A 21,568-nucleotide genomic window follows, 5' to 3' on the forward strand; every position below is an offset into this window, starting at 1 on the left:
ATGCGCTCTGTTACTAAAGACAATATCACCGACGTGTTCATGGGATACCTGTCCAAAGACACCGATCCGAGGATACGCGAAATCATGGGATCTCTGGTCAAACACCTCCATGATTTTGCGCGAGAAACCAACCTGACGCATGAAGAATGGCGCGCCGGAATCGCGTTTCTGGAAGGATGTGCCGCAGTGGAAACAGAGGACCGGCATGAATTTGTGCTGGCCTCGGACGTTCTGGGCCTGTCGTCGCTGGTGGATATGCTGCACTCCAGCCCTGATGCGACCAGCTCATCCGTATTGGGGCCGTTTCACGTCTCTGGCGCGCCTGCTTTGCCTATCGGTGGCGACATGAAACGCGACTACGGTGGGACGGTGCTGCTTGCAGAAGGCGTCGTACGTGATACAGAGGGCAATCCAATTGCCGGAGCTGAGCTCGACATCTGGCAAACGGCACCGAATGGCCTTTACGCCAGTCAGGATGAAGAACAGGACACATATTCTTTTCATGGTCTGATGACCACTGGTGAAGATGGTCGGTACGCGTTCACCACTGTGAAACCAGTCGAGTATACCGTACCGTCAGATGGGCCCGTCGGGGATATTCTGCGGGCATGTGGCCGCCATCCGTGGCGACCCTCGCACCTGCATTATATTGTCAAGGCACCCGGCCACCGATCTTTGGTGACCGAGATTTTCCCCGACAACGATCCCTATCTGGATCAGGATACGGTGTTTGGCGTTCGGGACGATCTGGTAATGACCTATGTGGAACGACCAGCTTCAGAATTTCCCGATGGAATGGAACTTTCTGGAAAGATTGCCGAACCCTTCTTGCACGTGTCTTTCGACGTGAGGCTTGCCAAAGTCTGACCGTTATTGAGGATGTTTGATGCGCTGAGACATGCCTTCATCATAGGTGCAGCGCTGTTCTGCGGCGCAGCGATCGCTGACGAGCGAAAGTACAAGGATTGGCCATGTTTCTTCTTTTGCTAGTTACGTTCGTGACAGGACTCGTCGCTAACACGAGCGCTGCGCAGACGCCGCCTTCGGTTGATGAGGTCGCGAATTACGAAGGTCTCTTCTCAGCCGCTCACACCGGCAATGAAGAAGTGATCCGGCAGCTCGTAGCGGCGGGAGCAAACGTCAACGCGCGGGACTCGCGAGGACGCACGCCAGCTCATGTGGCAGCCTTTGCTTCAGAGGACGAAGCGTTGCGTGCACTTGCTGAGGCCGGTGCCGACATGAATGCGCTTGAGGGTCAGGCCTACGACGTGGTCACTATTGCTGCCGTTGCAAACGATCCAGAATTGATGACGCTCGCAATCGAGTCAGGCAACGATCCCGGCCTAACAACCAGCCCCTATGACGGAACGGCTCTCATAGCGGCCGCACATCTCGGTCATGTAGAGATTGTCCGACGGCTAATCGCCGCGGGCGCGCCTTTGGACCATGTTAACAATCTGCACTGGACAGCAGTTATGGAAGCCGTTGTGCTTGGTGACGGCGGCTCGGATCATCTTGCAGTTCTGGATGCGTTGTTGGCAGCGGGTGCTGACCGATCGATTGCTGATCGAAACGGAACTACGCCACTCGAACATGCCGAACTGCGCGGATTTTCTGAGATGGCAGATCGGCTAAGAAAAAAGGACTGAAATCAACCAAGCAGGCTGAAGTAGCGAGTTTCACCTGAAACGCGCCAATGGCAGCTTGGATAGAACAGGCATGATTTCAATGTCTTCTCGTGGTAGGGTGGTGACAAAGATGAATACATCCCACGGATATTGGAAAGATGGACACGATTGGAGAAATTGCGCAGGACGGCCATAGTACATTCGTTTTCGCGAGGCGTGGTTTCCTTGCTGCGTCAGGCTTTGGCGCAGTGACAGTCGGACTGTGTGGCTCCGTCGTGGGTCAAACTTCTGCGAGTGAGGACGACTCGATACCACAACCTAGTGATCCCAACCATGCCAAATTCATGGAGCGCGCTTTCGAGATGCGTCAGTATGCAATTGACCACGGAGATCAGAAGTACGGTGCAGTTGTGGTGCGTGAAAACGTTATTATTGGCCAATCATCGAGCAGGGTCGTCTTGGATCAAGACCCCACCGGCCATGCTGAAATGGCGGCGATCAGGGACGCGGCGCGCCGTCTCAACGACCGGGATTTGAGCCAGGCGGTCATGTACTCATCTTCCAGGCCATGCCCTATGTGTGAAGCAGCGGCCTTTTGGGCTGGGGTTCGTCACATATTTTATGGCCGGGAAATAAGGAGCGCAGGTTCTCCAACGCTCTGCAGTTTGTAAGGTTATAAGCAACCAGCGAAGTTTCTTGTCGCGTTCGCATACTACGGCGGGAAGTCTTGGACCCAATGCGGGCCTTTGTGCAATCTGCAATGAATGACCGGACCGAGAAAAAAGCGGACTAAAAACGCGCAACTTTTAAAGCTGAGGAGAACACATGAACAGCAAGTCAATTGCCACAACAACGTTATTGCTGGCTGTGGCATCTTCCGCCTCGGCGGAGTGGTCGTTCAGTTCCGGGTCCAACCCCAATGCATTTATTCAGACCGGAAACATGACACTGGAACTTCAGTGTGATCGTATCCGGTTCGCTCCGGCTGGATATGAGGACAGCCAGGACATTGTGGACAAACAAGGGCTTTCCATTCGTTTTTTGAAGAACGGCGCGACCGAAGTTGGTGCATTTCAGGTTGGCGCTGATAACGCTGCGTTACAGATCGTGGACAATTATCCTGTCGAGATCAATTTCAATAGTCAGCAGGACTATGATTTCGTACTGGACCAGCTCGCGGCCAATGCGTCGGTCAATCTGTCGATGATTGACCAAGACGTCAGCTATGGAATCATTGATTTACAAGGTTCTAGCGCGGCAATTCGGTCGCTTCGTTCTGCGTGTGATACGGATGCCAGCGACGGAGCTTCCTACGAGGTACCCGAAGGCATCGTCTATTGTGGTGGTGGAGCGATAAAACGCCAGATCGAATATGTAATTCTGGACAATCCGGATGGGGAGTGGGACGCGCGAGTGACGGTCAACGGCGATTCAATAAGAGCCATGACAGCCTACAGTTACTTCGGAAACTCTAAGCCGCCGGCCGGATTTGTCGTGGCGCTGCTTGGAGAGGACAGGTCCGAGTTTCTGATATTTAGCGAAGGCTCGGCAAATTGGCTGGAATATGGGGACTACAGATATGATAAGTGCAATTGATGCCGCCTTCCAACTGGCTTCCCAAAAAATGCGTCAACTGAAAGGCTTGTTTGCCAGCATATTTCTGGTTTCGAGTCTTGTTTGGACTTCACCAGCTTTCGCGGCTGATATCTCGCGACTTCCCTCCGGTTTGCGGGCAAAGGTTGATCTGGCGGTAAAAGCCTGCACGAAGTTCAACGACGGTCAGTTTGACTTAGATTGGGGCGCGGTCGAAAGGGTCGACCTCGATGGAGATCTACATCACGACTGGGTTCTGAATGAGTCCGGTTTTGCATGTTCGAGCGCTGCATCTCTTTACTGCGGAACCGGCGGATGCATGTCGCACTTTTGGGTTAGTGAAGAGGTGCACTCCCTGCTCAATCAAGGCTGGAAGGTTGTTGACTTCGGAGACCAACGCGTTGTCGTTGCGGACATCCATGGATCCAATTGCGGCGGAATAAATCCGACGCCATGCGTCACGGCCAGCGTTTGGGATGCCGAAGCCAATACTTGGCGTTCGTCAGCTGGCAATTGGGAGCAGGCTTCAATTGGTGTGAGCCTAAGTCCCGTTTTCCGACCACAAGCCCCCACATTCAACCACACGGGCGTCTTTCACCGCTACGCCACCCAGCCTCGAAAGCGGACGTTCATGCATCCCGCAGCGAATGATTGCAACGAACCCCAGGCGGACGGGTACAAAAAGAGAATACCCTCGTCAGTGGTTTTAAAGCTTTGTCAGTGGAGTCGGTTATACAGAAATCGCACTTAAACAAATCAGGTGTTTGATGCAGCTATTTGATCTGTCTAAAGGTTAATCCGCCGCAAAACAGTAGAAATAGCCATTTCCACCGGTGGCCCGAAGCGCGTCAGGAGAACAACCGCGACTACCATGAGCTGCGTTCCAAGACGTATTTCCCCCGCCATGGCGATCGTGATGTCCGACGGTTGCCGAACCCTCGCCATTCGATGTCCAATTTGCGCATGTCTTGTCTCCTTCCTGCCAGGGGAAGTAGGCGGTGCCATCTGCCTGAGTACCGGTCAGAATGTCGTGTTCGTTAGGACTATCGCCGCGACCTTTGATTGTGTTTCCATTCTCGTCAACCGCAGTCCGGTAGTAGATGTTTGGCAAGATGTGTAGCTGATCAAGGTCAGAAGCTATCAATTCACCATTTGCATTGTACCAAGGGCCTTGACCGATGCGACTTCTGGCGGAAATTCCGCGTTCTCCTTCTTCCTGTGTTGACAAATATGCACGCCATTGACGGTCACCGGCCCCGGCAGCCGCGGCGAGGCTCTGGCAATGGGCGTCTGCGCCTTCAAGGCCTCCAAGATTTCCACCGTCGCCAAGGCCAGTAGACGTAACAAAGAAACCCATCGGATGGGAAACATTTGTACCTTGGGCAAATGCTGCTCCAATTGTGAGGCCAACGGCTGACGCCACCGTAGACAATACGCGTAAATTCATTGTTTTTACTCCTTGATTTAATCTATTGCGAATAATGGAGTCGGCATTGATCATACAGCCGAGTTTGTCACCACTAGTGGAAGCCAGCAAACCTCCTCGACAATTGACGAAGCGCTACTAGCGGAGTTTCAAGCTTCAGATTCGACATAAACCTAGACCTTTTTGTCCATAAAACGGTCATCGTCGAAAATTTGGCAAACGGTCTCACGGAGTCGCTGTCGGAGATAGTAAGACAAACATTTCTACTTCCGTTCCTTTAGTGTAGTTGAGATTTGGTCAAAAAAAGTTAGGGCATTACCTCTTGGCAGCGTAGTATGAAACTTTGCGTTCTAGGTAGGCGAGGAATTCTGAGATAGTAAAGGCCAGCGCGAAAAGCACGATAAGTACTGCCCAGAAATGTCCCATAAGGAAGTTGGCCGAATACAATTCGAAAAGGGCGCCGAAACCGACAATTGAAATTAGCAATTGTCCTATAATTACACCTTTCACGGCTCGGATTACTCCAATACGAACTCCTCCTAATATCTCAGGAAGTGCGGCCCAAAAATAAATTTTGAAGAACGCATCAAACGGCGAGGCTCCAAAACTTTGCGCCATTTCTACCAATGAGCGGTTTATCTGTTTTACCCCCGCGCGAGAGTTCAAGATAATGATCCAAACTGCAAAAAGTGCCGTAGTAATGATGATCGATTTCATTCCGAAACCGAAAAGTACCATAAGAACAGGCACAAGAGCTGTTAATGGAGCGCTAAGAAAAACGTTGACCCACGGGAGCAAGAGTTCATCCAACAATCGGCTTTTACCCATAAGTATTCCAACTGGTATGCCGATTAGAATGGCTGCACCTACCCCTACCAAAAACGCGTAGGCTGTTTGAGCCAAAGCGGTCTGAAATGCCGTAGTACCAATCATCGAAAACAGTGTAGTGACGACTTCGCTGAGCGGTGGGATAAAAAAGGTTAATCCAGATTGTCCGACAATTTCCCAAAGCAAGCCCCAGATTATAAGGGATGACATCCCTGGAAGCCGGTATCCTAAAACTATCATACTTGCCTCATTCCACGTAACTGCGCAGGGATGCCCAAATATTGTCTACAATATCAAGGTATTCTGGGTCCCTGCGGATGTTGTCGACGCCCTTGTCCCGGAAGTTCGATGGTCTGATCACCTCCGAAACGCGGCTTGGCCGGGGCAACAGAATTGCAATCTGATCCGACACATAAACTGCTTCTTCAATTGAGTGGGTCACGAAAATGAATGTCTTGTTTTCGTTTTGCACCAGACCCAAGAGGTCTTCTTGAAATTTACGACGGGTCTGTTCGTCAACTGCCGAAAATGGCTCGTCCATCAAAAGAACGTCGGCGTCTACGGCAAGTGCCCTTGCCAAACCCACACGTTGACGCATGCCCCCCGACAGTTCGTGAGGATAGCTGTGTTCAAAGCCCGCGAGTCCAACATCCTTGATGTACTTTTCTGCGATAGCCTCTCTTTCGGATGTCCCGACACCACGCATCTCCAGCCCGAATGTGACGTTTTTTAGAACCGATGCCCAAGGCAACAAGGCAAAGTCCTGAAACACAAAGGCACGGTCTGGACCAGGTGACGCAACGGGTTGGCCGTTTACAAACACTTCGCCTGAGGTTGGTTCCAATAATCCTGCGATTATTTTCAGCAATGTGGTTTTGCCACATCCTGATGGCCCCAAGAGGGATGTTAATTGTCCCTTTGGAAACTCAAGAGACAAATCTCGCAGCGCTTCTACGGCACCGTAGTTCTTTGAGATATTTCGAACTGAAACAGCGCTTTCGATGGATTCCGCCACCGGAAGAGGGGTTACTTCTTTAATCTGAGACATAGCCACGTTGGTTTCCTTTGAAGAGAACCGTTTCTGTTTTTTCCAACAAATTCAAAAACAGAACCGCAAGTAGGATGATCGAGAATATTGCCGCATACATGCTGGGGTAATCGGCAATGGAACGGCTATAAGTGATGATATCGCCAACGCCAGTTGGCGTGATTTTCAATTCAGCGAGTATGGCACCGATGAAGCCTGCTGAGACCCCCAAACGCAAACCAGCGAAGATGACTGGCGATGCAGCGGGTATAACAATACGCAGCAAAATCGAATGTTTCGGGGCAAGAAAGGAACGTCCCATCTCTTTGAATGACTCGGGTGTGTTTCGTACGGCGCTGCTGGTGTTCAAAACGATGACTGGCATTGCCATAATGCAGACGACAAGGACTTTTGAGGTCAGCCCGATTCCATAGGCAAGGACCAAAAGAGGTATCAATGCGGCAAGTGGCGCTGCCTGCATTACGATGAAGATTGGAGAAAACAACCAGTCAAAGAAATTGCTCAACCCAACCCAGAGGCCGACTGCTATTCCGATGAAAGCCGAAATTACAACGCCGACAACTAATGGCTGAAGGGTTTCAGCGTAGGCTTCAAAAAGTACACCGCTACGCGCCATATCGAACAATGCGCCCATAGTTTCTGTGAACGTCGGAAATGCGTAACTTACCGGGATTAGGCCTGCTATTTGCCAAGCGCCGCACAAGATCAGTGCAGAGAGAATTTTTAACTGCAGAGCACGATTTGGCATTTACTGATGCCTCTCAATAGTCAGAAACTTGGATGCACCACGCCCTGACTTGGGCGTGGTGCTATGTGACTGAATGTCAGTTCGTCGCCGCGTCCAGCGGGGCAAGGTACCAAAAGTCCTCGATGTTCAACTCGTCTGGCGTTCCCTCAAGCTGCCCAGCAGCGGAATACCACTCCATATCTGCCGTGGCAGCGGTTCGACCCCCGCCATCAGGATCGTAAAGACCGCCTTCGACTGCATCGGTGTAAAAGCCATCCAGTTCCGCAAGAATTTCCTCAGGCAGCTGACCAATTGGTCCATCTGGATTGGTTTCACGTCTGATAACCGTTGGATCTTCGTGCATATCGCGCCATGTGCTAACCAATGCGTTCACGAAAATCGCAACGTCTTCTTCGTTCTCTTTTATCCAGTCCAGATTGGCAAACAGGGCTTCGTCGCTGGCTTCAACTTCAAACATTTCGAGCACGTTGAAGTTTTCTGCGGCGTCGCTGCGCATGAGTTTGTTTTTATTGGACAGGTCGATAATCGTGGCATCTGCCCGACCACCAAGCAGTGCTGCAACTCGATTGGACGAACCCGGGACATAAGAACGTTCACCGAATTTGATGTTCATCCGATCCTCAATCACATTGGCAATTGAATCCGTGCCACCGCCTCGCGAGTGCAACAAAATCGGTTCGCCGTTTAAGTCCTCAAGCGATGAGTACTTTGTGGTTGTGACGGGGAAAAACTTTAGTTTGGACAACTGAAAGATTATGCGAAGCGGCGCCTTGGAGCGTTGCATCGCAGAATAAGGCGTGCCGAAACCAATATCCATCTGACCGCTTAGAACCGCTTGAATCGCAAGTTCCTCATCTGAGAACGCGGTCCATTCGTAGTCCAAGCCATTGGCTTTTGCTCGGTCAAGAGCAACAAAAAATGCAGCGAGCTCATCCGATGGAGTTTCGGCCAACGCGATCCTGATTTTGTCGGCATATGCAGTGCCGGACGAAATGCTCACCGCTAGCGGCAACGCCAATGCGGCTGAGGCTAACCTTTTCAGAAAACGTTTCATTTGTCTCCTCCCTGAGAATTAGTCGTAAATTCTGAACCGGCGTTTGATGTTATGCTCTTTTGCCGGTAGTTGTTTTTCGCTCACTCCTCTCCAAAAAGTCGGGTTGATACGGAGTTCAAATGCTCGCGCATGGCTGCATGAGCGGCAGAAGCGTTCCGTTCTTGAATGGCCGTCAATATCTGATTGTGTTCTTCGAAACTCGAATGGTTGTCAGGCGGGCGAACTGAAGTTCGAACAACCGTGTTCCATGCAACTGCCCTTCGGACACCATTCAAATGATCAAACAAGGACAACAGCAGACCATTCCCCGTTGCCTCAGCAATGGCGCGGTGAAAGGCATCATCCTCGGCTTCATATTCATCCCAAGTTGCAGCGGCTGCAGCCCGATCGCGCGCTGCCTTGAGGCCAGTCACCGATTTCTCGGACGCATTGACCGCCGCTTCTCTCGCAAGCGCGGGTTCCAATGAAAGGCGCGCCCTCATCAATTGCACAGGCGTTACTGCTTCGCTTAAATGCTTTAGTTGGCTATTGCCGGTCTGAAGGCCATGGGCAGCAATAAACGTGCCTTTTCCGACATGACGCCAGATGGACCCTTCGTTTTCCAGCGTTCCGAGCGCCTTCCGGAGCGCCGACCTGCTTATGCCCAAGCGACCGATTAGATCTCTCTCAGATGGCAAACGATCACCTGGAGAATAATTGCCTTCTTCGATGAACTTGCGCAGGGCCGCGACCGTATCATTGATCTCGATCAATTCGAATTTCATGACTGGCGCATCTTCCATATTGGGTAACCAATTTTCCTAAATTGGTCTGAATTAACCAAACTTTTAACGATATAGCAATGAAAAATCGATATTTTTAGCAATGGTTGGAATTGATTTCAAGATTGGTCTACGTTAGATGCATACTTAAACCTGCTGCTATTCGGAGATATTTATGGCTAATTTTGTGATCGATGCACCCGAGAGTGTTGCCCTTCCAGTTGCTGGCACCGATGCACTCTTCCCGGTTCGGCGGGTTTACTGCATTGGAAGAAACTACGCGGCACACGCTATCGAAATGGGGCATGATCCAGACCGAGAACCGCCTTTTTTCTTCCAAAAAAATCCGAATAACCTCGATCCTTCGGGTGAATTCCCTTATCCACCGCACAGCTCGGACGTACACCATGAGGCTGAAATGTATGTCGCGCTAAGATCAGGCGGTACAAACATCTCTGTTCATCGGGCGTTGGACCATGTTTTTGGCTATGGGCTTTCCCTCGACATGACACGTCGTGATCTTCAGGGTCAGATGAAAAAAATGGGTCGTCCCTGGGAAATTGGTAAGGCCTTTGAGCGCTCCGCACCATGTGGACCAGTTCACAGGGCATCAGAAGTTGGTCACCTCGACAAAGGTGCATTGAAACTCACCGTAAACGGAGAAACCCGGCAAGAAGGAGACCTCAACCAAATGATATGGAAGGTCCCTGAAATGATTGCCTACCTGAGTGAATACTTCGAACTTGCGGCGGGCGACGTGATCCTTTCAGGAACGCCTTCCGGCGTTGGTCCAGTTACGCGCGGCGACGTAATGGTATTGACCATTGAAGAGCTCGACAGCCTGAAAGTGACCGTAACTTAGCGAAGTACCTGCCGGACTTGTGCCAAAAACGAACTGAAAGTCTAGTACAACGGATCCAGGATGCCGCAACTAATTGCTGATTTGATCACGCCGCACGAAGATACTGCCAATTCCATTGGCGCTCCCGGTAGATCTTGGTTGAGCTATCGAGGATTAAGGGAACTAAGCAGCCGGATCGCCGAAGCTTTGCACCAAATTGGAGTGGGTCGAGGAGACCGCGTGGCAATCGTATTGCCAAACGGCCCGGAGATGGCCACCGCTTTCATAACCATCTCACAAGTGACTACGACGGCGCCACTTAACCCAGCCTACACCCAAGAAGAGTATGCCTTTTACCTTAAAGACCTGAATGCCAAGGTGCTCCTTGTAGACGAAAAGGAAGACGGTCCCGCTGTCTACGCCGCACAGGAACTTGGAATTGGTATCCTGCGGGTCGCACATGACGTATCCGAGCCGGCCGGAGAGTTTTCCATATTGCCGAGCGATCCTATAGGAATCGCGGACACATCTTCGCCAAATGAAAACGACGTCGCGCTTATCCTTCACACTTCTGGAACAACCTCACGCCCGAAAATAGTGCCGCTGACACAGGCCAACATTTACGCTTCGGCGCGAAACGTAGCTTCATCCTTGGAGCTGAATTCTGACGATTGTTGCCTCAGTATTATGCCACTTTTTCATATACATGGGCTAATTGCAGCTGTCGCCGCTTCTGTTGGTTCTGGGGCTCAAATAAGTTGCACTAATGGCTTCAACGCGCTCACTTTTTTTTCACATGTAGCAGAGGTCAAACCGACTTGGTACACGGCAGTACCGACAATGCATCAAGCGATACTTGCTCGATCCAAACGCAACCAAAGTATCATTGAAAATTCGAGATTGCGCTTTTTGCGCTCTTCATCCGCTTCGTTACCGGCACCAGTGATGGAAGAGCTTGTTGAAACTTTTGGTGCGCCAGTAATCGAAGCTTATGGAATGACTGAGGCCGCGCATCAAATGTGCTGCAATCCGCTTCCCCCCCGGCTTCAAAAACCCGGATCAGTTGGGATACCAGCTGGCCCCGACGTCAGAATCGCGGATGAGGTCGAAGACATCCTGATTGCTTCAAACGAAACCGGAGAAATAGTAATAAGTGGCACGAACGTGACACTTGGTTACGAAAGCAACCCTAAGGCAAATTCAGAAAACTTCTTCGAAGCGGATGGAAAACAGTGGTTCCGTACTGGCGACCAAGGTTCATTTGATCAAGAAAACTACCTTTGGCTAACTGGTCGACTGAAGGAGATAATCAATCGAGGTGGCGAAAAAATCAGTCCACTTGAAATTGATGCAGTACTTCTCAGTCACCCCGATATTGTTCAGGCCGTTTGCTTTGTCGTTCCCCACGAAAAATTGGGTGAAGACATTGCTGCGGCAGTGGTTCTTGCCGAGGGTGCGATGGCAAAGGAAAAAGATATTCAAGATTTTGTTGGGTTTCACGTTGCTAAATTCAAAGTACCGGCAATCGTAATAGTGCTCGATGAAATTCCAAAAGGCGCAACCGGAAAAGTCCAAAGGATTGGTTTGGCTGAAAAACTTGGAATTGCAAAGGTTCAGATATGAAGATTTGTATCTTTGGTGCCGGTGCCATAGGAGGTTATGTAGCTGCAAAACTCGCTCAGACCGACGTTGATGTGAGCGTCGTAGCTCGCGGTGCACACTTGGCTGCGATACAAGAAAATGGGCTGACCCTTCTTGAGGAAGAGCACAATCCGATAAATGTAAAAGTGAACGCTTCCGAAAACGCAGAGGACTTCGGGCCACAAGACTATGTTTTTGTAACTTTGAAAGCGCATTCGGTTCCATCGGTTGTAGGGGCCATGCAGCCGCTGATATCAAACACCACGACCATTGTAAGCGGTGTAAACGGAATACCCTGGTGGTATTTCCACAAACTGGATGGCCCGTACGAAGGTACCAGGCTTAAGTCTGTCGATCCAAAAAATACCCAATGGGATGGTCTCGGGCCCGACCGGGTTTTGGGGTGCGTGGTGTATCCTGCGGCAGAGGTCATCTCTCCTGGCTTAATCAAGCATGTAGAAGGCAATCGCTTCTCTTTGGGCGAGCCCGATGGCTCCAAGTCCGAACGCTCCACTAGACTTTCGGCTGCGTTAGCTAGCGCAAAACTTCGCGCGCCAGTGCGCCCCCGCATAAGGGATGAAATTTGGTTAAAACTCTGGGGGAACTTATCGTTCAATCCCATTTCCGCGCTGACGAAAGCAACACTTGATGTTTTGTGTGCTGACCAAGGAACTCGAACAGTAGCGCGTCAGATGATGCTAGAGGCGCAGGAAATAGCGGAAACCCTAGGAGTTAAATTTCCGATTAGTGTGGAAAAACGTATTGATGGTGGCGCTGCCGTCGGTGCCCACAAGACATCAATGTGGCAGGATTTAGATTTGGGTCGGCCAATGGAAATCGACGCTTTGATCACCTCAGTGCAAGAACTAGGGCAGCTCACTGGCACACAAACTCCCACAATTGACACTGTTGCATCCCTTATAAAGCTAAGAGCACGAGTTGCTGATCTTTATTAATCCCCATTTCGGACATTTGATTGCAACGAGGCACGACTTTCATTTTAGTTTTTCAGCATTGTTACAGGTCTTGTCAGTAGAACTTTGCTTGAGCAGAGCAGGTCGATTGCATAGCGTTTAGGAATGACCAGCCCTTCCTCCTTCAAGTACTTCAAAACTAGCCCATAGATCATCCGCCAGGCGGTGATGCTGTACATCCGATTTCCGCTGTCACTCCGCAATGTTGAAGACCTACTGCACGAACGAGGGATCGATGTCAGCCACGAACCTGTCTCCTGAAAAACGGTCGTATTACCGAGTCGAGCCCAAAGAGCATTATGCAGCAGCTTCGACCCATGTCTGCTTTCGGTTGGCCTGTCACGGTCAACAGTTGATTCAGTGGCCAAATCCTTTCATCGTCCGAAAGCACTTCAATCAATCTGAATAACGGTCGAGGACAGTCATCATGCTTGAAGAAGCCAAAACCCGCACGCTGACCCTGCAGGCCAATATGAAAGAACTGGGTATCCGATGCGCGGTTTTCACGGACGAGAGTTCGATCGCTTACCTAGCCGGGTTCTGGGGGTATCTGGGAATTGAATTTGGCCGCCCGACAATGCTGGTGGTGAAAGCCGATGAAGCTCCCGTAATTATAACGCCACTGATGGAAAGCGAAATGGTGGGGGCTATGACGTGGGTCGAAGATGTGCGCATTTGGGAAGACATAGGCCAGCGCACGTGGGCGCGCGCCCTCGCCACAGCTATTGGAGAAGCGCCCACGGAGATTTGGGTCGAGCGCAGCAGCATTCCAGCGATTATTCGGAACCATCTGGACGAAACCTATCCGGGAGTGCCTACCAAGGACATATCATCGGTTCTCGGAGCGATGCGAATGATCAAGTCTCCATTTGAGATCGAAGTGATGAAAGAGGCCGGTCAAATCGCCGGAGAAATGATGGCCGCGGCGCATTCAAGCCTGCGAGAAGGTGCCCGGGAATATGAAAGCGCACTGGCCGTGATTGACGCGGGCACACGGCGCGCAGCCTCATTTCTAACGGAAAAGGGATGGGATCGATTTGTTTCACCAATGATCCACAACCTCCAAATTCTGCAAAGCGGTCAGGACACATCCATGGTTCACCGCCGTGCTTCGGTGCGTCACTATCGCCGCGGTGACCCGGTGTACTTTTGCTTTTGCAACATGGCGCAATTCAAGCAGTACAAACTTGGCTTTGATCGCATGTTTCACGTCGGTGAGGTCAATGATGAATCGGCACAGATACAGCAAGCGGCCATTGACGCCCAACAGGCCGCAATCGCTGCAATCCGCCCGGGCATTGAGGCACAAGACGTCGCCGCAGCCGCCAACGAAGTGTACGCCTCACGAGGCTATGAGACCGGCTACCGGACAGGTAGATCCATCGGCATGGCCTATCTGGAAGCACCGGAACTGAAAACAGGTGACAAAACAATTCTGCAACCGGGTATGACTTTTGCGGTCGACGGCGGCATTTCAATCGACGGAGTAACGGCAGGTCGTATAGGGGATTCAATCGTCGTGACGGACACGGGGTTTGAGTACATCACGAACTACCCTCGTGAACTATTGGTTACGGAAAACTAGAAATGGGGCCCAAGTTCCACCTCGCCGTTGGGCAGTCACCTGCCGAACTATCATCGACAGAGCAACGGTTGGACTGGCTCAGTGCGACTTTGTCAGAGGTTGCTAGACGGGGAGCGGATCTTCTTCTTTTGCCCGAACTCTTTGCAACAGGTTACAATATTGGCGTTGAGGTCGAAAAACGTGCCGAGCCTGCCGACGGGCAAATCGCTAAAGAGATTACAAGATTGGCGAAATCCCACGCCCTTGCCATCCACTATGGTTTCCCCGAGGCTGCCGGGGGAATGATATTCAATTCTGCGCAGTGCTTTGGCCCAGACGGCAAACGATTGAGCATAAGTCGCAAATTGCTGATCCCGCCCGGGTTCGAGCGTGATTATTTCACGCCTGGCCAGGGGTGCGCCCTGTTTACGTATCTTGGCGTTCGGATTGCTACGCTAATCTGCTACGATGCAGAGTTTCCCGAAACTGTGCGGCATGTAGCTTCTCGTGGGGCTGTGCTGATACTGGTGCCAACGGCCCTCGGAGCGCAATGGGAATGGGTTGCAAAACGGATGATCCCTAGCCGCGCGTACGAAAACGGAGTTTTCCTAGCCTACGCCAACAGTGCTGGCACAGAGCGTGGATTGGAGTTTTTGGGTCAAAGCTTCATTGCGACACCGGATGGTCAGGAGTTGGCTCGCGCCGGCGCGGAGGCGGAAGTCATATACGGCACCTTGGACTTTGACAGAGTCTCTTCAGCCCAGTCCCGACTTCCCTACCTTTCCGATCGCAAACTGTTAGAACTGGACGTACGCGAGCCCTAACCCGATTAAGACTCTGTCTGCGAGTAAGACAAAAGTGCATGGCGCAGCGAATGGCCCTAACAACAGAGGCGGCATGACATTGCGCAAGTCGACAATAAGTAGCGTGGCTGAGTGAGGATTGCTTGCTAACTGACAGGAGAGGAATTGCCACATGATCGAAGCGCCGCCAACACTGACTATTAAGAAGACCCTTAGACGCCCGACTGAAGCGCAGATTTCCGCCTTCAAAGATGCTCCCACAGGCTTTGTGGTTGATGCGATGTTTGGTGGTGGCGCGCTCTCCAACAACATTCAGCCTTTTGGAGGGGGTCGTGACTTCGAATGTGTCGCGGTGGGACCAGCTTTGACCGCGGAATGCGGTGCTGCAGATGTTTTGGCAGTATTCGCGTCGTTAAAATTCATTCGACCCGGCGACATTGTCGTGTCGTCCTTTTCAGCTCACTCCGGATGCGCTGCTGGTGGTGACGGTTTGATTGGAATGATGAAGAACTCTGGTGCGGCTGGGTTCTTAACGGACGGACCGCTTCGTGACTACAACGGCATCGTATCAGTGGGTTTACCGGTTTGGTGTACCGGCATTACCCCGGCATCGCCCCACATGTCGGGGCCAGGCGCGGTTGGTTTTCCAATCCAAATTGGCGCACAAGAAGTGGAAACCGGTGACATGATCGTGGCCGACCAAGATGGCGTTGTTGTCGTACCGTTCGAGCGATTGGATGAAGTGATCCAGAACCTCGAACGAATTAAGAGTGCCGAGCAGAAACAGGACGAACGAGTTGCCACAGGTCTACAGGCTCCAGAATGGGTGGAGCAGCTATTAGCAAGCGACCAAGCTATTTTTAGAGAGTAAGAACCCGTCGCGCATGCAGCGAGCCAAAAGTCGGCTTCGTCCGCATTGCGGTCGCTCGCGGCATTTCAGCGAATGACCGCACCGAGCCCAAAGCGGCCCCGCTGGAAATGCAGGAACTGAGCCGTTTCCGTTAAAGATTTATCCGGACGCGCAGCCCGATGATCCAAGGATCATCGTCGCTAAAGCCGGGATTGTTGATGTGCTGTAGGTCACCTGTGATGGCTATGTTGTCGGACACGTCGAAGCGATAAAATGCCTCCACTGTCGTTTGGGTGTCCAACGCGTTGTCGCTACGATCGGCAACTGTGATACCAAAGCCAAAGAGGTCGTCATAAAACCCGGGTCGCCATAGAACCCCTGCATTAACAGCGCGGTTGGCGATGGGTGCCGTGCCGTCAGACCAGCCCAATCGTCCGAAGACCATCAGTTCATTCTCAAAGGTGTGGTTGGCCGACAGCATCGCGCCTTTTGCTGAGGGAACGCCTGCATCGGTGCGCTCATCGACGTGAAACACACCAAGATGCACGTTGGTTAGGTATCGCTTGGAGGGCTCAGGCGTCCATCCGATTTCGCCGTAGGTGAAGAATTCAGAGCCGCCCGGGAACCAGTCAATATCGGTTAACGATCCGTTGGCGTCGCTGACAAGACCAAGCGCATAAACCTGATCGGTCAGAAAGCCGCCTCCCGCGATACCGAACCCAGGATCAGGAATTGGAAGAACTGGGCTGAACAGGATCGAGTAGTTCGAAAACGTTGTACGCGGATTCACATAGCCGAGAATGTCGCTGTAGTCGCCGGGATCGATCCGACCGGCAACAAAGCCTGCGCGTCCACCGGCCAAAGCCTGCGCCCAATAGGCAACGGACCTTCGCAACCGAGCTTTGCTAACTCCGAAATACACAACGAAACGGCCAGTTGCAGAGGTTGTATCGGCGGTGGCAACCAACCATTCATGTCGTCGACTAACCTGTTCAACGTCGCACTACAACTTTTCCGAACTGATCCCACGAGGACTTAATCTTCGAAGCGTTCATTTGGCTCGACCACATTTACTTGCTTCGGAACTTGGTCGGTGTCATTCCGGTCTGACTTCGGAAAAAGCGAGTGAAATGGGACTTGTCAGAATAGCCTAGCATCAGACCAATCTCCGCAATTGTCATCTGGTCTTCTTTGAGGTGCTCCTTGGCGACATCGATACGCAGCCGTTTGATTTCGCGCGGTAACGTTGTGCCTTGTTTTTGAAGCGCTTTCAGGAACCGTTCCGGCTGTATTCCCAGAAACCCGGCCACCATTTCCGGCCCCAAATCGGATTCATCCAGTTTGCCGCGCAAGACAGAGCGCAAAGCAGCCACCACAGTTACTTCTTCATCTTGTCGCGGTGAGGCCATCGGCTTGGCAGAGCCGTCAGAGACATGGTGCAAAAACAACCATTCCACAGGAAAACTAATTTGCATTCCGGGATCGGTTCCAAGGCCAACCTCGATCCCTTTGTAGTTGACAGGCAAACCATTGATGTATCTGCTTTCCCATCGCACACGCGAAGAGTCCCAGGAATCGCCGACGACGGTCTGCAATAGGCGTACATAGATTGCAGCACCAAATCCGGTTACCTGAACGGGTGGGACAGTTGGCTCCTGTTGTCTATCGATACGATAAGTCGCTTTGTCCGCTTCAATGATAAGGCCGTGCCTCACAGAATTGGACTCCTGAGGTACGAGTTCAACAAAGCGGGTAAAAAACTCGAACAGCGTCTTTGTAGTTCGCAGGGCTTGAGCGAACGGAGGCCATTCTTGTAGGTCAAATGACTCCCCCACATTCAGTCCAAGGTATCGATCCCCTGACACTTCTGAGAAGGCATTTACCAAGCCGTAGACCAACTCTGAGTGAACGAACACGGAGGGGTTAGTCAACAGTTCGGCTTTCAAGCCGACCTGATCCAATGCTGGTTGCGGATTGATCTTACGTTCGGTGAGATATTGCAGAAACGGAGCAGCTAAAGAGAGGCGAACAAAGCCCTCGCTATGCTCTCGGGAGGCGGAGTTGAAAGGCAAGCTCATAACCCTTGTTTGGATTAGCTTTAAGAAGTGGCCATTTTTGCAGTCACATTCGTACATCCTAATTCAAAAGGGGCAACCGAGCCAATGAATTCCGGACTATAGTTGGCAAAACATGAATATGAAGGGAGTACTTATGTCCGGCTTACGAATGTCTCTTTGCTCGACGGCAATTGTCGCGGCAGTTTTTTCTTTTTCGACGACCGCGCAGGCTCAGGATCAAGAAGAACCCCAAACGCTGTTTACCAACGTACATGTCTTCGACGGCGTCAATGAACAGCGGATCGAAAATGCAAGCGTTCTGGTTGAGGGCAACCTTATCAAGGTCGTCTCAACTGATGCGATCGATGCCCCCAATGCGGAGGTGATCGATGGCGGCGGTAGGACACTCACACCTGGCTTCATCGAGCTTCACGCACACCTCATGCTCATGGGACCGTCTATCGCTTCCATGGAAACGAACTCGACCTGGGAGGATTTTGGCATCCATGGAACCAGGATGGCCGAGATGTACCTGATGCAAGGATTTACGACTGTAAGAGATGCTGGCGGCGCCAACGGCGGTCTGCGGAGGGCCATCGACGCCGGACAGATCGTCGGTCCACGTCACTATGCGTCAGGCGCGTTCCTCGGGACACGCGGCGGCCACGCTGACTTCGCATCCTTCACCTCGCCGCCGGGAGGACAGACCAACTTCGGTAATCTGAACATGGCGCAACAGGTCAGCGGTGTCGATGATGTCTACTTGTATGGTCGTAATAACATGCGCATGGGGGCGACACAGCTGAAATTCATGCAGTCGGGTGGGGTGATCTCGGCCTTTGACCCATGGCAGTTGCTCGCCGGCTCCAAGGAAGAAATCGAAGCTGCCGTTCAGGTTGCCAACGAATACGGCACCTATGTCATGGCGCATTCTTATCGCAAGGAAGCAATCATGAACGCCCTTGAGGCCGGTGTAATGTCCATTGAACACGGCTTCTCCTTCGATTGCGAGATTGCCGAGATTATGAACGAGAAAGGGGCTTACATAACGACCAACCTCACGGCTTTTGATCCGGGTTTGTTGGATATCCCATCGGTCAAGAACGAGCCCAAGAGCCTCGCGAAAGCGATATCGGCGTCCGCGACTTTCGCGAACTACATTCCGAATATGAAGGAATGCCCGGTAAAACGCGGCTTTCAGACCGATTGCGTGGGATCAGTGGAAGCCTGCAACATCCAGATTGCTTATGAAAAACATCTCAATAACGAGTTCTTCGGACCGTACCAGTCGATGGTGACGCTTACGTCAATCGGCGGTGAGGTCGTAGCATTGTCAGGCGATTTCTCGAACCCTTACACGGCTGGCAATCTCGGTGTGATCGAGGAAGGCGCCTATGCGGATATCCTGCTGATCGACGGTAATCCGCTCGAAGATTTCTCGCTGGTTGGTACGGGTGATCAATGGTTTGGGGCCGACCCGAGGCCTGAAAGCCCAGAAACAATCCGCCTGATCATGAAGGACGGTGTAATCTACAAGAACACACTGGATTGAGCTGTCTAAATAGCCGGAGAGTATTTATGCACTATTGGTTTCGCTCCGTAGTACTCGCAGGGATGGTTTGGTGTGGTCATCCTGTCATGGCGACGCCAGGAGCCGCGTTGGACTGGTCTGACTTGCCTGACCCGTCCGCGCAGGTCTTTGAAGACCCTTATCGTGAACTTAGCGCCGAACAATTCGACGATGTCCTTTACGTCGTACGGCTGCGCGGCAGGTTACAGCAGGATAGTGGCAGCGAAGAAGAGAGGCAGAAAAGGCGGGAGCTTCTGACCGAGACTGAGGATGCCTTGGCGGCTGATGGGATTGATGTCGACTGGCTACTCGATCAGCGGAAGGTTGTAACGGAACGTCGAAGAAAGGCTGGCACGAACGGAAATCCGCAACTCGACGGTCAGACAGTCACTTTGGCGGGCTTTGCCATTCCTGCCCCGAGTGATCCGGACGGTCGGCCTGTGGCATATTTGGTGCCAGAACGTGGGATGTGCAGTCACATGCCTCCACCTCCGCCCAACCAGATGATCCGTGTGCGGTTGAATGGGGACTGGGCGCCCAGCTATTTCCATGAACCTGTTCGACTGACGGGTATGCTGACTATCGATCCTTCTGTTCAGAACATGATGGTTGTGGATGGCCTCATGCCAATGAATGCGACTTTCCAGTTGGAAACGGAACGTGTCGAAACGCTGGAAACCGAGACAGACAGGCTGGAATGGCAGCAGCGCGCCGCTGATCGCATCCGGGCGGCGGGAAATCGCAAGACCGGCGGGGCAAGGGCGTCTGAATGATAAGGCTTCTGGTTGCCGCTTTGAGCATAGCCTTCGCTGGCGCCGCGTCGGCTCAGGGACTATCCGGTCCATCTTCGGTCGAAGCTGATCTAGAGCCCGGAGATGGCCTGACCGACCCACAATACCGTTCCGATTTTCCGCGCAACATCGCGCCGGGTTGGTTTGAGTGGAAAGACCGGCTGGCTGAGGGTGGGTTTCGGTTCAACATTGATTACTTGGCGTTGGGCCAAACCACGAACGCTGATCTGGGAACCGGCGAAGCGGCCAGCGGCATCGCTCGTTTCTACGGGAGTTGGCAGGCAACTGAACGGGGGTCTCTGACATTCAAGATCGAAGACAGGCACAGTTATACTGACGTTGCTCCGCAGTTTCTCGGGCTGGATGGCGGAGCCCTTTCAATCACGGGAACAGCCTTCAATGACAACGGTTTGCTTCTGACCAATTTGTTCTGGACCCAAAGGGCTGAGAATGGGTCGTGGACGCTGCAAGTCGGCCAGATTGATGTAACGGACTTTGTGGATATCTACGGGTTGGTAAGCCCCTACAGTGGTTTTCAAAACCTGTCTTTCAATACCAATCCGACAATCAACACGCCCAACCAAGGCCTTGGTATTGCCGGTGGGGTAAAGCTGAGCGAGAACCTCTACGCCGTTGCCAGCGTATCAGACGCAAACGCCGACCCGTCCGATCCAAACTTTGATGTGTTTAGCGACGGCAATCTCTTCAAGTCGCTCGAACTTGGGTACACGTCCGGCTTTGATCGCATCTACTTCGACAATATCCATCTGACCCTCTGGCATGCGGATGCGGCTGACGATGGCAGTCGAGCAGAAGATTACGGCGCAGCGTTTTCCGCCGCATGGTTTGTTGACAATAAATGGATGCCGTTCTTCCGTGCAGGGGCCTCGAAGGGGACCGCAGCGCTTTATGAACGGTCGATTTCTGCCGGTCTCGGTTACTATGGTCGCAACACCGATTTGGCCGGTCTGGGCCTAAACTGGGCCGAAGCAAGAGGCATAGATGGCGATCAGTTCACGCTTGAAGCTTTCTACCGCTTTTCAATCTCACCCGGACTGCAGATCACGCCATCGGTACAATTCATTTCCGACCCGCTTCTAAATCCCGATCAGGACCGGATTACCCTGTTCAGTCTAAGAACCCGGATCGTTTTCTAATGCGGGGTGAAGGCAGTCTCTAAGGGGTGTGCCAAAGGGCAACTAAAAGAGATCAAGCGCGTGCCGGAATTTTCAACGCCAGTCGAATGAAGTTGGGAAGCAAAGGAACGGTCTTGTCAGAAGAACTTTGCTTGAGCGGGGCTGGGCGGTTGCATAGCCTTCGGACATGACCAAACCAGCCTCATTCAAATACTTTAAGACTAGTCCCGAGATCATCCGCCTGGCGGTGATGCT

The 21,568-nt window shown here is 52.1% G+C and carries 22 protein-coding genes and 1 pseudogene; 15 read left to right on the plus strand and 8 right to left on the minus strand.

Annotation, left to right across the window (positions count from 1 at the left end; all coding sequences use genetic code 11):
• The 5 genes from AC2FNV_RS17425 (at position 1) to AC2FNV_RS17445 (ending at position 3,972) form a co-directional block, all read left to right on the plus strand.
• Positions 1-867, plus strand: coding sequence for a dioxygenase family protein (locus AC2FNV_RS17425; RefSeq protein ID WP_170608553.1), 867 nt, complete (start codon positions 1-3; stop codon positions 865-867).
• 104 nt (positions 868-971) lie between these two features.
• Positions 972-1,649, plus strand: a complete 678-nt coding sequence (locus tag AC2FNV_RS17430) for an ankyrin repeat domain-containing protein (protein ID WP_170477428.1) — start codon at positions 972-974, stop codon at positions 1,647-1,649.
• Between the two features lie 137 nt (positions 1,650-1,786).
• Entirely contained in the window at positions 1,787-2,299 is a 513-nt protein-coding gene (locus AC2FNV_RS17435; RefSeq protein ID WP_170608554.1) for a nucleoside deaminase, read from the plus strand.
• Positions 2,300-2,453: 154 nt separating this feature from the next.
• Positions 2,454-3,224 (plus strand): hypothetical protein, encoded by a 771-nt coding sequence (locus AC2FNV_RS17440; protein ID WP_170608556.1) that lies wholly within the window; start codon positions 2,454-2,456, stop codon positions 3,222-3,224.
• 28 nt (positions 3,225-3,252) lie between these two features.
• A complete protein-coding gene (locus AC2FNV_RS17445) occupies positions 3,253-3,972 on the plus strand; it encodes a hypothetical protein (protein ID WP_174823049.1) in 720 nt (239 codons plus the stop codon).
• Between the two features lie 42 nt (positions 3,973-4,014).
• Here the strand turns inward: AC2FNV_RS17445 and AC2FNV_RS17450 are convergent, their stop codons facing one another.
• The 6 genes from AC2FNV_RS17450 to AC2FNV_RS17475 form a co-directional block, all read right to left on the minus strand.
• Entirely contained in the window at positions 4,015-4,668 is a 654-nt protein-coding gene (locus AC2FNV_RS17450; protein WP_170608557.1) for a hypothetical protein, read from the minus strand.
• 294 nt (positions 4,669-4,962) lie between these two features.
• Positions 4,963-5,685: an ABC transporter permease gene (locus AC2FNV_RS17455; RefSeq protein WP_254447980.1), complete on the minus strand. Its 723-nt coding sequence runs from the start codon at positions 5,683-5,685 to the stop codon at positions 4,963-4,965.
• A 37-nt stretch (positions 5,686-5,722) separates the two neighbouring features.
• Positions 5,723-6,523, minus strand: a complete 801-nt coding sequence (locus tag AC2FNV_RS17460) for an ABC transporter ATP-binding protein (protein ID WP_170477411.1) — start codon at positions 6,521-6,523, stop codon at positions 5,723-5,725.
• On the minus strand, positions 6,510-7,271 hold the full coding sequence (locus AC2FNV_RS17465) for an ABC transporter permease (RefSeq protein ID WP_170477408.1): 762 nt from the start codon (positions 7,269-7,271) through the stop codon (positions 6,510-6,512). Before AC2FNV_RS17465 ends, AC2FNV_RS17460 begins: the two co-directional genes overlap by 14 nt.
• Before the next feature lie 76 nt (positions 7,272-7,347).
• Complete coding sequence (locus tag AC2FNV_RS17470) at positions 7,348-8,325, minus strand: ABC transporter substrate-binding protein (RefSeq protein ID WP_170477406.1); 978 nt, start codon at positions 8,323-8,325, stop codon at positions 7,348-7,350.
• An 80-nt stretch (positions 8,326-8,405) separates the two neighbouring features.
• On the minus strand, positions 8,406-9,089 hold the full coding sequence (locus tag AC2FNV_RS17475; RefSeq protein WP_254442641.1) for a FadR/GntR family transcriptional regulator: 684 nt from the start codon (positions 9,087-9,089) through the stop codon (positions 8,406-8,408).
• A gap of 172 nt (positions 9,090-9,261) precedes the next feature.
• Between AC2FNV_RS17475 and AC2FNV_RS17480 the strand changes: the two genes are divergently transcribed.
• The 7 genes and pseudogenes from AC2FNV_RS17480 to AC2FNV_RS17510 all read left to right on the plus strand — a co-directional run bounded on the left by AC2FNV_RS17480 (position 9,262) and on the right by AC2FNV_RS17510 (position 15,780).
• Positions 9,262-9,948, plus strand: a complete 687-nt coding sequence (locus tag AC2FNV_RS17480) for a fumarylacetoacetate hydrolase family protein (RefSeq protein ID WP_170608561.1) — start codon at positions 9,262-9,264, stop codon at positions 9,946-9,948.
• A 60-nt stretch (positions 9,949-10,008) separates the two neighbouring features.
• On the plus strand, positions 10,009-11,550 hold the full coding sequence (locus AC2FNV_RS17485) for an acyl--CoA ligase (protein ID WP_170608562.1): 1,542 nt from the start codon (positions 10,009-10,011) through the stop codon (positions 11,548-11,550).
• On the plus strand, positions 11,547-12,524 hold the full coding sequence (locus AC2FNV_RS17490; protein WP_170477397.1) for a 2-dehydropantoate 2-reductase: 978 nt from the start codon (positions 11,547-11,549) through the stop codon (positions 12,522-12,524). The genes AC2FNV_RS17485 and AC2FNV_RS17490 overlap by 4 nt, the downstream gene beginning before the upstream one ends.
• A gap of 168 nt (positions 12,525-12,692) precedes the next feature.
• A pseudogene (locus AC2FNV_RS17495) lies at positions 12,693-12,797 on the plus strand (IS6 family transposase); the annotation flags it as partial.
• 172 nt (positions 12,798-12,969) lie between these two features.
• The gene (locus AC2FNV_RS17500) at positions 12,970-14,127 is read left to right on the plus strand and encodes a M24 family metallopeptidase (protein ID WP_496774002.1); all 1,158 of its coding nucleotides are present in this window, start codon (positions 12,970-12,972) and stop codon (positions 14,125-14,127) included.
• A 2-nt stretch (positions 14,128-14,129) separates the two neighbouring features.
• The gene (locus AC2FNV_RS17505; RefSeq protein ID WP_170608565.1) at positions 14,130-14,930 is read left to right on the plus strand and encodes a carbon-nitrogen hydrolase family protein; all 801 of its coding nucleotides are present in this window, start codon (positions 14,130-14,132) and stop codon (positions 14,928-14,930) included.
• A gap of 151 nt (positions 14,931-15,081) precedes the next feature.
• On the plus strand, positions 15,082-15,780 hold the full coding sequence (locus AC2FNV_RS17510) for an RraA family protein (RefSeq protein WP_496774004.1): 699 nt from the start codon (positions 15,082-15,084) through the stop codon (positions 15,778-15,780).
• Positions 15,781-15,910: 130 nt separating this feature from the next.
• Here AC2FNV_RS17510 and AC2FNV_RS17515 read toward each other — a convergent pair whose 3' ends face one another.
• Together AC2FNV_RS17515 and AC2FNV_RS17520 are read right to left on the minus strand one after the other, a co-directional pair.
• Positions 15,911-16,726 (minus strand): carbohydrate porin, encoded by an 816-nt coding sequence (locus tag AC2FNV_RS17515; protein WP_170608130.1) that lies wholly within the window; start codon positions 16,724-16,726, stop codon positions 15,911-15,913.
• A 103-nt stretch (positions 16,727-16,829) separates the two neighbouring features.
• Entirely contained in the window at positions 16,830-17,837 is a 1,008-nt protein-coding gene (locus AC2FNV_RS17520; protein WP_170608132.1) for an AraC family transcriptional regulator, read from the minus strand.
• A gap of 133 nt (positions 17,838-17,970) precedes the next feature.
• On the opposite strand from AC2FNV_RS17520, the gene AC2FNV_RS17525 reads away from it, so the two are divergent.
• From AC2FNV_RS17525 to AC2FNV_RS17535, 3 genes are read left to right on the plus strand one after another with little or no spacing between them, the layout of a single operon-like run.
• A complete protein-coding gene (locus tag AC2FNV_RS17525) occupies positions 17,971-19,368 on the plus strand; it encodes an amidohydrolase family protein (RefSeq protein WP_170608134.1) in 1,398 nt (465 codons plus the stop codon).
• Between the two features lie 26 nt (positions 19,369-19,394).
• Entirely contained in the window at positions 19,395-20,159 is a 765-nt protein-coding gene (locus AC2FNV_RS17530) for a DUF3299 domain-containing protein (RefSeq protein WP_170608136.1), read from the plus strand.
• A complete protein-coding gene (locus tag AC2FNV_RS17535; RefSeq protein ID WP_170608138.1) occupies positions 20,156-21,334 on the plus strand; it encodes a carbohydrate porin in 1,179 nt (392 codons plus the stop codon). The genes AC2FNV_RS17530 and AC2FNV_RS17535 overlap by 4 nt, the downstream gene beginning before the upstream one ends.
• Positions 21,335-21,568 lie beyond the last annotated feature (234 nt).

The organism is Ruegeria sp. BHSA163, assembly GCF_059613365.1.

Excerpts from the sequence above, each read along its gene's own strand:
- AC2FNV_RS17490 (WP_170477397.1), top strand. The coding sequence starts at position 11,547 with ATGAAGATTTGTATCTTTGGTGCCGGTGCCATAGGAGGTTATGTAGCT.
- AC2FNV_RS17445 (WP_174823049.1), top strand. The coding sequence starts at position 3,253 with ATGCGTCAACTGAAAGGCTTGTTTGCCAGCATATTTCTGGTTTCGAGT.
- AC2FNV_RS17475 (WP_254442641.1), bottom strand. The coding sequence starts at position 9,089 with ATGAAATTCGAATTGATCGAGATCAATGATACGGTCGCGGCCCTGCGC.
- AC2FNV_RS17460 (WP_170477411.1), bottom strand. The coding sequence starts at position 6,523 with ATGTCTCAGATTAAAGAAGTAACCCCTCTTCCGGTGGCGGAATCCATC.
- AC2FNV_RS17525 (WP_170608134.1), top strand. The coding sequence starts at position 17,971 with ATGTCCGGCTTACGAATGTCTCTTTGCTCGACGGCAATTGTCGCGGCA.
- AC2FNV_RS17425 (WP_170608553.1), top strand. The coding sequence starts at position 1 with ATGCGCTCTGTTACTAAAGACAATATCACCGACGTGTTCATGGGATAC.
- AC2FNV_RS17435 (WP_170608554.1), top strand. The coding sequence starts at position 1,787 with ATGGACACGATTGGAGAAATTGCGCAGGACGGCCATAGTACATTCGTT.
- AC2FNV_RS17520 (WP_170608132.1), bottom strand. The coding sequence starts at position 17,837 with ATGAGCTTGCCTTTCAACTCCGCCTCCCGAGAGCATAGCGAGGGCTTT.
- AC2FNV_RS17485 (WP_170608562.1), top strand. The coding sequence starts at position 10,009 with ATGCCGCAACTAATTGCTGATTTGATCACGCCGCACGAAGATACTGCC.
- AC2FNV_RS17465 (WP_170477408.1), bottom strand. The coding sequence starts at position 7,271 with ATGCCAAATCGTGCTCTGCAGTTAAAAATTCTCTCTGCACTGATCTTG.
- AC2FNV_RS17500 (WP_496774002.1), top strand. The coding sequence starts at position 12,970 with ATGCTTGAAGAAGCCAAAACCCGCACGCTGACCCTGCAGGCCAATATG.
- AC2FNV_RS17450 (WP_170608557.1), bottom strand. The coding sequence starts at position 4,668 with ATGAATTTACGCGTATTGTCTACGGTGGCGTCAGCCGTTGGCCTCACA.
- AC2FNV_RS17535 (WP_170608138.1), top strand. The coding sequence starts at position 20,156 with ATGATAAGGCTTCTGGTTGCCGCTTTGAGCATAGCCTTCGCTGGCGCC.
- AC2FNV_RS17530 (WP_170608136.1), top strand. The coding sequence starts at position 19,395 with ATGCACTATTGGTTTCGCTCCGTAGTACTCGCAGGGATGGTTTGGTGT.
- AC2FNV_RS17440 (WP_170608556.1), top strand. The coding sequence starts at position 2,454 with ATGAACAGCAAGTCAATTGCCACAACAACGTTATTGCTGGCTGTGGCA.
- AC2FNV_RS17470 (WP_170477406.1), bottom strand. The coding sequence starts at position 8,325 with ATGAAACGTTTTCTGAAAAGGTTAGCCTCAGCCGCATTGGCGTTGCCG.
- AC2FNV_RS17505 (WP_170608565.1), top strand. The coding sequence starts at position 14,130 with ATGGGGCCCAAGTTCCACCTCGCCGTTGGGCAGTCACCTGCCGAACTA.
- AC2FNV_RS17430 (WP_170477428.1), top strand. The coding sequence starts at position 972 with ATGTTTCTTCTTTTGCTAGTTACGTTCGTGACAGGACTCGTCGCTAAC.
- AC2FNV_RS17480 (WP_170608561.1), top strand. The coding sequence starts at position 9,262 with ATGGCTAATTTTGTGATCGATGCACCCGAGAGTGTTGCCCTTCCAGTT.
- AC2FNV_RS17510 (WP_496774004.1), top strand. The coding sequence starts at position 15,082 with ATGATCGAAGCGCCGCCAACACTGACTATTAAGAAGACCCTTAGACGC.
- AC2FNV_RS17455 (WP_254447980.1), bottom strand. The coding sequence starts at position 5,685 with ATGTCATCCCTTATAATCTGGGGCTTGCTTTGGGAAATTGTCGGACAA.